The sequence below is a fragment of the Methanobrevibacter sp. genome, from assembly GCF_030539555.1.
In the GTDB taxonomy this organism is placed as follows: domain Archaea; phylum Methanobacteriota; class Methanobacteria; order Methanobacteriales; family Methanobacteriaceae; genus Methanocatella.
Window position 1 is genome coordinate 1 of the sequence record NZ_JAUNXX010000050.1, and the last position, 11,174, is coordinate 11,174.

At 31.4% G+C, this 11,174-nt stretch carries 11 protein-coding genes, 1 tRNA gene and 2 pseudogenes; 7 read left to right on the forward strand and 7 right to left on the reverse strand.

Going from position 1 to position 11,174, the window contains the following annotated elements; all coding sequences use genetic code 11:
• Together Q4Q55_RS08090 and Q4Q55_RS08095 are read left to right on the forward strand one after the other, a co-directional pair.
• The coding region (locus Q4Q55_RS08090; protein ID WP_303372319.1) for an EamA family transporter at positions 1-365 on the forward strand (365 nt) is incomplete at its 5' end.
• An 80-nt stretch (positions 366-445) separates the two neighbouring features.
• Positions 446-2,341, forward strand: coding sequence for an MJ1255/VC2487 family glycosyltransferase (locus tag Q4Q55_RS08095; protein ID WP_303372320.1), 1,896 nt, complete (start codon positions 446-448; stop codon positions 2,339-2,341).
• Positions 2,342-2,490: 149 nt separating this feature from the next.
• On the opposite strand, the gene Q4Q55_RS08100 is transcribed toward Q4Q55_RS08095, so the two are convergent.
• The 4 genes and pseudogenes from Q4Q55_RS08100 to Q4Q55_RS08115 all read right to left on the reverse strand — a co-directional run bounded on the left by Q4Q55_RS08100 (position 2,491) and on the right by Q4Q55_RS08115 (position 5,464).
• Positions 2,491-3,201 (reverse strand): DUF4013 domain-containing protein, encoded by a 711-nt coding sequence (locus Q4Q55_RS08100; RefSeq protein ID WP_303372321.1) that lies wholly within the window; start codon positions 3,199-3,201, stop codon positions 2,491-2,493.
• A 148-nt stretch (positions 3,202-3,349) separates the two neighbouring features.
• Positions 3,350-4,270: pseudogene (locus tag Q4Q55_RS08105) on the reverse strand (transcription initiation factor IIB); the annotation flags it as partial.
• A 56-nt stretch (positions 4,271-4,326) separates the two neighbouring features.
• Positions 4,327-4,614 (reverse strand): Gar1/Naf1 family protein, encoded by a 288-nt coding sequence (locus Q4Q55_RS08110; protein WP_303372322.1) that lies wholly within the window; start codon positions 4,612-4,614, stop codon positions 4,327-4,329.
• A 115-nt stretch (positions 4,615-4,729) separates the two neighbouring features.
• The gene (locus Q4Q55_RS08115; RefSeq protein ID WP_303372323.1) at positions 4,730-5,464 is read right to left on the reverse strand and encodes an RraA family protein; all 735 of its coding nucleotides are present in this window, start codon (positions 5,462-5,464) and stop codon (positions 4,730-4,732) included.
• Between the two features lie 444 nt (positions 5,465-5,908).
• On the opposite strand from Q4Q55_RS08115, the gene dnaG reads away from it, so the two are divergent.
• The 5 genes from dnaG (at position 5,909) to Q4Q55_RS08140 (ending at position 9,712) form a co-directional block, all read left to right on the forward strand.
• The gene (dnaG, locus tag Q4Q55_RS08120; protein WP_303372324.1) at positions 5,909-7,144 is read left to right on the forward strand and encodes a DNA primase DnaG; all 1,236 of its coding nucleotides are present in this window, start codon (positions 5,909-5,911) and stop codon (positions 7,142-7,144) included.
• 184 nt (positions 7,145-7,328) lie between these two features.
• Positions 7,329-7,934, forward strand: a complete 606-nt coding sequence (locus Q4Q55_RS08125; protein WP_303372329.1) for a biotin transporter BioY — start codon at positions 7,329-7,331, stop codon at positions 7,932-7,934.
• Between the two features lie 47 nt (positions 7,935-7,981).
• Complete coding sequence (locus tag Q4Q55_RS08130) at positions 7,982-8,368, forward strand: DUF1284 domain-containing protein (protein WP_303372325.1); 387 nt, start codon at positions 7,982-7,984, stop codon at positions 8,366-8,368.
• A 60-nt stretch (positions 8,369-8,428) separates the two neighbouring features.
• A tRNA-Gln gene (locus tag Q4Q55_RS08135) sits at positions 8,429-8,500 on the forward strand.
• 30 nt (positions 8,501-8,530) lie between these two features.
• On the forward strand, positions 8,531-9,712 hold the full coding sequence (locus Q4Q55_RS08140) for an ATP-grasp domain-containing protein (protein ID WP_303372326.1): 1,182 nt from the start codon (positions 8,531-8,533) through the stop codon (positions 9,710-9,712).
• Here Q4Q55_RS08140 and Q4Q55_RS08145 read toward each other — a convergent pair.
• From Q4Q55_RS08145 to Q4Q55_RS08155, 3 genes and pseudogenes are all read right to left on the reverse strand, one after another.
• The gene (locus tag Q4Q55_RS08145; protein WP_303372327.1) at positions 9,687-9,836 is read right to left on the reverse strand and encodes a hypothetical protein; all 150 of its coding nucleotides are present in this window, start codon (positions 9,834-9,836) and stop codon (positions 9,687-9,689) included. The two genes, Q4Q55_RS08140 and Q4Q55_RS08145, sit on opposite strands and share 26 nt — an antisense overlap.
• Positions 9,837-9,983: 147 nt before the next feature.
• Positions 9,984-10,670, reverse strand: a complete 687-nt coding sequence (locus Q4Q55_RS08150) for a V-type ATP synthase subunit D (protein ID WP_303372328.1) — start codon at positions 10,668-10,670, stop codon at positions 9,984-9,986.
• 27 nt (positions 10,671-10,697) lie between these two features.
• Positions 10,698-11,174: pseudogene (locus Q4Q55_RS08155) on the reverse strand (V-type ATP synthase subunit B); the annotation flags it as partial.

The following is an 11,174-nucleotide window of genomic DNA, read 5'->3' on the forward strand; positions in this document are numbered from 1 at the left end:
GTGGAAAACACACATATACAATACTGGTTTATTCAATTGTTTTTATTTCAATAGCTTTAATGCCGTTTACCAATTTTGATCAGATTACAAGCTTTGTTTCAATTAATCCAATATCAACAATCATATTTTTAGTTTTGCATTCCACATTTTCATTTGCCCTTCCATATATCTTTTCAACTTTAAGTTTGAATTACATGGACTCGGGCGTATCCTCAATTATACTTTCGGGTGCAGAGCCATTAGCCGCTTTAATCTTTGGATTGTTAATCTACTCAGAAATTCCCACCATGTTAATGTTTTGCGGATTTGTGCTTAGCATAATCGCCATGATGATGCTATCAAGAACAGGAAAAAGAGAATGTTGAAATGATTCATTTTAACCATTTTTTCCTAAAAAATATTAATATTAAAAAAACTTATAAATTCTAAAATTAAACTTTAACATATGATTTTAAGCATCATCATACCTACATACAATGAAGAGGAATATCTTCCAGTTCTTCTCGAAAGTATCAAAAAACAAAGTTTTACCGACTATGAAGTTATTGTAGCTGATGCTAATTCAACAGACAAAACAAGAGATATTGCTGAAGATTATGGCTGCATTGTTGTTGATGGAGGATTGCCTGCAGCAGGTAGGAATAATGGTGCCAGAATCGCTAAAGGAGAATATTTATTGTTCCTTGATTCTGATTTGGAGCTTACTGATGACTATTTAAGAAAAGTTCTATATGAATTCAGAATGGAGCGTTTGGGAATAGCCATCACTCAAATGAAACCAATGTCAAATAAAGTTCAGGATCAGTTATACCACGACTTCGCAAATTATTTCATGATTGGAGTTGAAAAAATAAAACCCCACGGAGCGGGTTGTTATGGAATCATTTCAAGAAAGGAATTGCATGACAAATGCAATGGATTCAATGAATCGTTAACATTTGGGGAAGATACAGACTACATTGAAAGATTAGCTAGAGAAGAGCCATTTAAAGTTCTTAGAAATGCTAAAATTGGCGTTTCAACAAGAAGGCTTGAAGAAGAAGGTCTTGCGACTTTGATTCAACAATATGGAAAAAGTACTGTTAATGACTTTTTAGGAAAAAGAACTGATGCCAGCGAACTTAATTATAATTTTGACCATGGAAAAGAAAGGCTTTCAACATCAAGATTTGAAAATTTAGAAAAAAGAACTTCACAGATTAATGAAATAAAAGAAACATATGAGGAATCTGTTAATAAAATCAAAAATACGCAATCACAAATTAAATCTATACATCGCCAAAGATCAAAAAAAGTGGTATTCTATTGTGTTTGCGGTGAAGGAATGGGTCATGCCATAAGAACAGGAGTAATTGTAGAGAGAATCAAGGAGAAATATGACGTTTATATCTTTTCAAGCGATAGGGCTTACGAATATCTAAATTCCAAGTTTGATAATGTTTACGAAATTGGTGGATTCAATACAGTTTACATTAACAATAAAGTAAATAACCTAAAAACATTATCCAACGCAATAAAAAGAAATCCAACAAATATAAAAGTAGGATATGAAAATCTATATAAAAAAGCAGCACAATTACATCCTGATGTTATTGTAACAGACTTTGAAATATATGCAACAATGCTATCAAAACTTAGAAATATACCCCTTATTAGCTTGGACAATATCCACATGATTACACAAACTAAAATAGATTATCCTAAAAATCATATTGGGGAGATGCTTAAGGCTAAAGGAGTTATCAAAACATATGTTGTTAATCCGAAAGTACACATCTTAACAAGCTTTTTTTATCCAAAAATAAAACCAAGAAAGAATGCTGTGATATACCCCCCAATAATTCGTGAAGATATTTTGAAACTGGAGCCGCGTGAAGGGAATCATATTATTGTTTACCAGACAAGTCGTGAAAGTGAAAAACTTGTTCGCAAGCTTAAAGCACTCAAAAATGAAAGATTTATCGTTTATGGGTTTAATAAAAATGAAATTGATAGCAATTTAACTTATAAGGAATTTAATGAAGATGAATTCTATGACGATTTGGCATCTGCCAAAGCCGTGATTTGCAATGGAGGATTCACATTTATTTCAGAAGCAATCCATCTTAAAAAACCAATTTATTCCGTCCCAGCCATCGGAAACTTTGAGCAAACATTGAACGGGTTTTATGTTGAAAAATTAGGTTATGGAGAGTATCATGAAGTAATGAGTGCTAAAAGAGTGGCAAACTTCTTAAAAAGGCTTCCCAAATATCAAAATAAATTGGCCAAAGTTAAAAAGACCAACAATGATGGCATTGTGCGTGAGCTGATATATAGAATTGAAAAATATTCTCTCTAGCAATTATTTCAAACTAAAAAAAAGATAATAAATGGAGAGATATTGTTCCAACATTAAAATTTTCCTTCGATATCATTCAATAATTCCTAAAGCAATCACCAAATGAATTACAACTAATAATAATGAAAAAAAAGAAAAATAAAGTTTAATTATACATCAGAGTATAATAAACCCATAGCTCTAGATGTGAAAAATGTTAAGTAAACACCAAGAATACCAATCAATACTCCGCCAACAGCAGTATTCCAATTATTGATAAAACTAACAATCAATGATAAAATTAATGCTATGACGAAAACTACGACAATAAATAAAATGAGTTTCAAAATTCCTACTCTAGAGATGTCTCCAATTGCTTCACCTATAGCTAAAGCATTAACCAAATCTTCTGTCTTGGCCAATCTGCATTGACCCATAATTGCTGCTAAAGCAAATATGATAAACAATATTGCAGTTAGTAATCCAGATAACCAATGTTGAAAAATGATGGCTAAAATTGAACCGATAATGATTGGAACAATAAAGTAAACAATATTTACAACAAAAAATTTAATACCATTAATGAATTGTCTTACAAAATCAATTCCAGGAGCCCTAACATTTCTTTCGATACCGTATTTAATAATATCCAATTCATAACCAGTAATTACAAATCCAATAATTAATGTGACAATAATTCCAAGGATTCCAGATCCAATTATTGCTAATGCATTTTTGTAAGCCACACCAACAACAATCGCACTAACAGTTCCTGCAATTGCAATTCCTGCAATAATACCCAAAACAAGATATATTACAAATGCTTTAAGATTGTTTAATGGATAAACCAAAGCGTCACTTATAATTTCCATTATCTCCATAATTATTCACCTTAAATATCCTATAAAAAAAAAACTCTACAAATTACGAGTTAATGAAAATTATATAATTAATAATATTTAAATTTAAGTAAAAATAAAAAAAATAAGGATTAATCAAGAATTACCTCAATTAATCTATTTAATGCAACTATAAAGTTACACCCATTTCCAATTGTTCAGTTAACTCTTTATATCTGTTACGAATGGTAACTTCAGTCACCCCTGCAATATCTGCAACATCCCTTTGTGTTTTTCTCTCACCGAGTAAAACTGATGCAATGTATAATGCAGCGGCCGCAACACCAGTAGGTCCCCTACCTGAAGTCAATCCTTTTTCCATTGCTTTTTCAATAGTTTCAATAGCTTTAGATTGTGCTTCACCAGATAATCCTAATTCTGATGCAAATCTTGGAACATAATCGACCGGAGATGTTGGTGGTAACTTAATATTTAATTCACGGGTTAGGAATCTGTATGTACGACCCACCTCTTTTTTAGTTACACGGGACACTTCAGCGATTTCATCTAAAGTACGTGGAACATTACAACGTCTGCATGCAGCATATAAAGAAGCGGCAACCACCCCTTCAATACTTCTTCCTCTAATCAACTTATTGTCCACCGCACTTCTGTATACAACAGATGCGGCTTCCCTCACAGACCTTGGAAGACCTAATCTTGAAGAGTCTCGGTCAAGTTCACTTAAAGCAAATGCCAAGTTCCTTTCGGTTGCACCGGAAATTCTGATTTTTCTTTGCCATTTTCTTAACCTATACCATTGAGCACGATTTCTAGCAGGGATATCACGGCCGTAGATATCCTTGTTTCTCCAATCAATCATAGTACTTAAACCTTTATCGTGAATAGTGTAAGTGATTGGAGCACCAACTCTTGTACGTTTATCCCTTTGTTCGTGATCAAAAGCTCTCCATTCCGGACCCATATCTACAAGGTTTTCATCAATAACCAATCCACAACGAGCACAAACAACTTCTGCTCTTTCGTAATCACCGATTAATTCTTCAGAACCACATTCAGGACATACTGTTTGTTTGTTATCATCGAATACTTTTTCTTGTGCAGGTTCTCCTACCGCTCTTCTGCGTTTTCTACTAGGAGTTTCTCTTACTTTTTGTGTCGTGTTCTCATCCTCCTTTTTCTAGGTTTTTTGGATTTTGGTTTTGATACAAATAGTTTTTCACCACAGTTTTTCGCAATTTCATCCCTATTTGCAGATTTAAATAATCGAATAGAGATATAGGGCTTTTTTGTTGGCCCGAATACATAGCCGACCTTACCAATTTTATTTTTTTTACTATCAAAAACAATTGCACCCGGTGAGGGTGTTTTATCAGATCTAGCTATTAGTTTTCCAGAGTTTGCAATGTGCAAACTATTTCCTAAAAATTTCATAAAATCAAACTTAAAATCAAATCTGTATCATTTATATATTATAAAAAAAGTAGTATATAAATATATCGGAAATATTTATATATAAAATAATTCTTTATTTAAATGTTTTACTATTTTATCTCAGCCCAGTAATCTCACCCAAAGTCATGCCATCATTAAGCATTTTTATAATGTTGGATTCTTTCAGTTTGACCTCAAGTGTAGAAATCATGGTTTTGTTAAATAATTCCTGAGGAATAACAACAATTCCGCTTTCATCGCCAAAGAAAAAATCTCCTGGATTAATTATACTTCCTTCAACTTCAATTGATTGGTTTAAAGTTCCCAAACCTAAAGCCAACCCCGCATTTGGAACAAAATTTGATGCAAAAACAGGGTAATCCATATATAATAAAGCATCCAAATCACGTACTGCTCCGTAAATTACCGTTGCTTTAATGCCATTATTTTTAGCACAAGTAGAAGCCAACTCACCCCAAATAGCTTTATCGTCATTATCAACCTTGAAAAATAAAATTTCTCCTTCACTCGCACAATCAATAGCAAGAGCTGAAGTTCCCCAATCATCACTTAATGTTTCAACAGTGAAAATACTACCCCATACTTTTAGATTATTAATTGGTTTAATTGATTTGATTGTACCTGAACGATGAGAAATTCCATTATAAGCATCAGAAATTTGACAAGAAGACACATTTTCAAGTAAAGAACATAAATTTATGTATTCTTCGTAATTATCACCATTAAATTTTAAATCACGAACAGTAACATTACTTAAATCGATAACCTCTACATTAACGCGTTTATCTAAATTTTTTTTATTCAATATATCTTTTGGAGTAACACTCATTTTTCCACCGCTTGTCTTTTTATACATAATATTATGTGAACTTCGTTAAAATATTTTTTTAATATAACATATTTTATATATTAGTTTAAATAAAATAATTAATTGTAGTATTGAAAAAAATACTTAATTATTATATACTCATAAGAGTTTAATTACATTATTCATTATTATAATTATTATTAATTAATTCAAAGACAGGAGAAAAATCAGATATTAAGGAATCAAAGATTAGCGAGTTTTATAAATTTCAAATTAAATCATATGGAATGAATTAATAAACCCTTAATTGAATGACACTCCCAATGTATTGGCTCTTTTTCTAGTGTATAATAGGTAAAAATATGTTTATCGTATAATTTATGCAAGTTTATTGCCTAAAAATAATTTAAATTTTTAGTTATTACATAAATTATCCCGATCGAATTAAGCTTAGGAGGCTTAAAAATGGGAAAAGGTGAAGAATTAACTACAACAAAATATTTAATTCATGCCCAAATTACCGCCAACGGTATTGTTGAAAAACCGGATGTTGTTGGTGCAGTTTTCGGGCAAACTGAAGGTTTACTCAGTAATGATTTAGATTTAAGAGAACTGCAAAGAACTGGAAGAATCGGAAGAATACAAGTTAATATCCATTCCAATAGCGGAAGAGCTAAAGGAGAAATTGTAATTCCATCCAGTTTAGACAGAGTTGAAACTGCCATACTCGCAGCATCTCTTGAAACCATTAATCGTGTTGGACCTTGTGAAGCTGAAATCCAAACTTTGAAAGTTGAGGATGTTAGAGCAGTTAAAAGGGAACAAGTGGTAAACCGTGCAAAAGAAATTTACAAAAACATGGTTGAAAGCGTCAGTCCTGCAAGCATGAAAATGATTGAAGAAGTAAGAGAAGCAATGAGAGTTCATGAAATCTCTGAATATGGTGATGATCGCTTACCTGCGGGCCCTAGTATTCACACTTCCGATGCCATTATCGTAGTAGAAGGACGTAGCGATGTTTTAAACTTACTTAAATATGGAATTAAAAATACTGTGGCAGTTGAAGGAGTAAGCGTTCCTCGATCAATTGGCGAGTTAAGTAAAAAAAGAACCACTACTGCATTTGTAGATGGAGACAGAGGTGGAGAACTTATCTTAAAAGAACTTTTACAAATTGGGGATGTCGATTATATTACACGCGCTCCAAAAGGAAAAGAAGTTGAAGACTTGGAAAAAGATGAAGTGCTAGTTGCATTGAGAGACAAAGTTCCTACAGCACAGTTTTTAGCAACCAACAACATATTAAATGAATCTAATAACTCAAATAAAAGAGAAAACAGAAAGTACCAAAATAGAAATTCCAAAAAACATCAAAAGTACACTCCTCGTCAGGAAGTTGTCGAACCAGTTGAAGATGATGAAGTTAGCTTAATGAAAGATATGCTAAAAGAGTTTGAAGGAACCGGCAGCGGAGCTATTTTGGATGAAGCATTAAATATGACTAAAGAAGTTGAAGTAGAAGACATCTATGAAGAAATCAAAAACATAGAAGGAACTGCAGACAGCGTCATATTTGATGGAGTAATCTCTCAAAGATTAGTTGATGTGGCTTCTGAAAAAGGAATTAAAAAATTGGTTGCATTTAAATCAATGAACATAGTTAAAAAACCACATGATGTGAAATTAATAACTATTGACTAGGATAAATTACTTATAAGGAAATAGAAAGAAATCTATTTCCAAATTTACTTATTTTAACAACATTTGAAAACAATTTATTAAAATACTGCTTTTTTAATGTTAATTGTCCAATTTTTCAAAAATAATATATAATATAATGAATAAATTATATATAGAATGTAAAAATTGGAGGGAAAAAATGAATATTAATATGGATAATTATTTTAGTACTAGAAAAAATGTTTTTGAAAGAATTGAAGATGCTAGTACTGCTACTAAAGTATTAATGTCATTAATGATGGCATGTTTAACCGGTATAATGGCTCAAATCATTATTCCTCTTCCATGGACTCCAGTCCCTATAACTGCTCAGACCTTTGCAGTATTAAGTTCAGGATTGATATTAGGTAAAAGATACGGATGCTTAAGCCAAATCTTATATATTGTTTTAGGAGTTGCATTTATCCCATGGTTCGGTGGAATGACTGGTGGACTTGAAATATTTTTAGGATCTACATGCGGATTCTTTATTGGATTTGTAATTGCATCATATTTCATTGGTGCAATTAGAGATAAATACATAAGTGCACGTAACTTTAAGAAAATGACTATTGTAATTGGTACTGCAAACTTCGCATTAATCTATATCCCTGGCCTTATAGGGATTTCATTATGGTCTCTTTTAACTCAAGGAACTGCAATTGGGACTGTTGATTTATTGATGATGGGTCTTGTTCCATTTATTGCCGGAGATATTGTTAAAATTTTAGGTGCTGCTTCAGTATCTAAAGTATTGTTACCAAAAGAATAAAAAAAGGTTTAAAAACCTTTTCTTTTTTTATTTATTTAATTGATAATATGAAACTTCTTTTAAGAGGACATCATTTATTATGTCTTCAAGGTTTTCAGGGCTATGGTTATGATGAAAATTTTGTCAAAAACATGACACAAATCAATCAAAAAAGAAAATCTGAAAATACAATTATTTCTCTTACAAATAAGAGTGATGACATCTGCAAAGCATGCCCTAATTTAAAGAACAATTTGTGTCAAGACCATGAACAAAATGAACGAATAATAGCAATGGATGATGAAGTTTTATCTAGGATAGATAAATCAAAAGAATATAATGCACCTGATTTATTTAAACAGATAGGTAATATTTTTAATTCAAAGAAAAGTGTTGATAAAATATGTTCTAAGTGCATGTGGCATGATAAATGTTTATTTTATGAAAATATATGAACCGATACTTTTAAATACTACATGATAAATATATATTAATTGTTGTAATACAACAAATATAGTCCCGTAGGGTAGTGGTAATCCTTCTAGGCTTTGGACCCGGAGACGGCGGTTCGACTCCGCTCGGGACTATTTTTAATTAACTATTTTTATTGATATTTTATGAAAAAGCTATTACTTATTGGAATTGATACAAGAAGTATGCTTAACAGTGCTTTAAAACTAAATTACACTATATTTTCCGCAAGTTATTTCTCAACTTCAGACACTCCCATCATTGAAAATCAAAAAATTATTTTAAAAGAGGCGGAGGGAGTGAGTTGCGGTGTTTTTGAAGATGAATTTGACATTAATACCATTTTAGAAATTTCATCTGACTATATAGATGAAGTTGACTATATCATACCTATTTCAGGTGTTTCACCATCAGACTTTCAAAAAAAAGATCAAAAGAAAATTTTGGGAACAAAAGATGTTGGAAACATTGAAAACAAATTCAAATTTTACAAAAGAATTAAAGACGAATTTCAAACTCCACTGACTTTTAGTATAAATGATGTAGATGAAGCTTATGAAATAAGTAAAAATTACCCGCTCAATCAATTTATTTTAAAACCCGTTAAAGGAAGTGGAGGATATGATATTAATCTTCTAGATAATGACATCAATCTTGATTTTAATGGCAAGGATTATATTCTTCAAGAATATGTGTCTGGAATTAACTTAAGCTCATCACTTTTAGCTACAAAAAATGATGCAAAAACAATAATGAATTCAAGATTACTAACAATGCATGACTTTGAAAAAAATAACAGTTTCATATATGTTGGAAATATACTGCCTCTTACAGAGGAATCGATACTAACTGAAGTTAAAGACATCAACAAAATAAATGATGAAATGATTAAAACATCACAAGATTTATCAAAGAAATTCAATCTGATTGGATCGAATGGTGTTGATTATATCCTTAATGAAAATGGATTATATGTTATTGAAATCAATCCAAGACTTCAGGGAACTTTTGAATGTGTTGAAAAGTCATTGGGGATAAATATGCTGGATGCACATATTAAAGCTTGTTTTGGCAAAATTATTGAAATTCCTAAAGCGAAATATTATTCTTACAAAAAAATTATTTACTCACCAGCAAAGATGAAGTATGAAAAAATTGATTTGGAAAATATTTATGACCTCCCCCATATCGGATCAATTACCGAAAAATCAGAACCCCTACTAACAATCATCGATAAAGATGAAAGTTTTGAAAATTTATACAAAAAAGTGGAATTAACCAGTAAAAAAGTAAACATCATAGCTAGAAAAGACCAACAAGATGCATAATAAATATAATTACTCCAATTGTTATTAAAAAAGTAGTAATAATCATTGCACGAGTAATCCAAACAAATACTTTAGCTTTATTGTCAGGGTCTTTCATAAATTGGTCAATTGGATTTCTTTTCATTTTAACACCTATTTCTAGAAATTTCTAGTAAAAAAAATTTTTACAATAACTTTATTAAATAAACATTTTAAAAAAATAAAACATTTTGAGAACTTTAATTAAAAAATAATAAAAAAATAGAAGAAAATGAGAAGTATTAAGAAAAATTTAAGCTTCTTCATTTAAAGCTGCTTCTGCAGCAGCAGCTGCTTTTTCATTTTTCTCAATTGTTGATCTAATCATTTTCAATCTAACGAAGTTTTCTCTTTCCATTTCTTGGAGTCTCATATCAATATACTTTTCAGTATTTTGGAATCTTGGAATCATAATATGTTCTAAAGCATTTACTCTACGTTTAGTAGCTTCAATTTCTTCAGCGAGTAAGAAAATAGTTTTTTCCACTTCACCAAGTTCAATTAAATACTTAAGAGATTCCTCGAATTTCTTAGCAGCTTCGTCTAATTGTATTGTAGTGTCGGAGAAACCATAACCACGGTCAATAATGGATCTTTCTTCCATTTTAACATTGGTTACAGGCACTGCAACACCCATAACACTTCTTGATGTAATTTCAACATCAATAGATTCTTTAACAGATAATGCTGCTTTCCTTACAGCCAAATCACCCATAGCAATTTGAGCTTCAAGTAAAGCATCATTTGCTTCTTTTAGACTTAATTCTGCATTTTCACGAATACCTTTGACACGATCCAAGATATCAAAAAACTCTTTAATTAAAGCATCTCTTTTTTCTTTGAGTAAACCATGCCCTTTAACAGCCAGTTTAGTTCTGTTTTTAAGAGATAATAATTCCATACGAGTTGGATTAATTCCATCAATAATATCTTGTGCCATTTAATCACCTACATTGCTGTAATGAGATTAGTCATCTTTTGGAAGGTATTGTTCAACAAATTCTTCTTTAACCCTTTTGAGTTCTGCTTTAGGTAAGATTTTGAGTAAACTCCAACCGAGGTCTAAAGTTTCGAAGATTGTCCTGTCTTCATCTTTACTTTGAGTAATGAATTGATCTTCAAATGCTTGAGCAAATTCTAAGAATTTTTGATCCCTTTCAGTAAGTGCTTCTTCCCCTACAACCGCTACTAAGTCTCTTAATTCACGACCTTCAGCATAAGCGGAATAAAGTTGGTCAGATACACCACTGTGGTCATCCCTAGTTTTGTCTCCACCGATACCCCCACTCATCAAACGGGAAAGTGAAGGAAGTACGTCTACAGGAGGGTAAATACCTTTCCTTGAGATTTCCCTACTTAATACGATTTGTCCTTCGGTAATATAACCGGTTAAGTCAGGAATTGGGTGAGTAATATCGTCTTGAGGCATAACTAAGATAGGCAT

Bases quoted from the DNA above. Each gene is read 5' to 3' on its own strand.
- Q4Q55_RS08100 (WP_303372321.1), bottom strand. From the start codon at position 3,201: ATGGAGATAATGGAAATTATAAGTGACGCTTTGGTTTATCCATTAAAC.
- Q4Q55_RS08110 (WP_303372322.1), bottom strand. From the start codon at position 4,614: ATGAAATTTTTAGGAAATAGTTTGCACATTGCAAACTCTGGAAAACTA.
- Q4Q55_RS08115 (WP_303372323.1), bottom strand. From the start codon at position 5,464: ATGAGTGTTACTCCAAAAGATATATTGAATAAAAAAAATTTAGATAAA.
- Q4Q55_RS08150 (WP_303372328.1), bottom strand. From the start codon at position 10,670: ATGGCACAAGATATTATTGATGGAATTAATCCAACTCGTATGGAATTA.
- Q4Q55_RS08095 (WP_303372320.1), top strand. From the start codon at position 446: ATGATTTTAAGCATCATCATACCTACATACAATGAAGAGGAATATCTT.
- dnaG (WP_303372324.1), top strand. From the start codon at position 5,909: ATGGGAAAAGGTGAAGAATTAACTACAACAAAATATTTAATTCATGCC.
- Q4Q55_RS08130 (WP_303372325.1), top strand. From the start codon at position 7,982: ATGAAACTTCTTTTAAGAGGACATCATTTATTATGTCTTCAAGGTTTT.
- Q4Q55_RS08145 (WP_303372327.1), bottom strand. From the start codon at position 9,836: ATGAAAAGAAATCCAATTGACCAATTTATGAAAGACCCTGACAATAAA.
- Q4Q55_RS08140 (WP_303372326.1), top strand. From the start codon at position 8,531: ATGAAAAAGCTATTACTTATTGGAATTGATACAAGAAGTATGCTTAAC.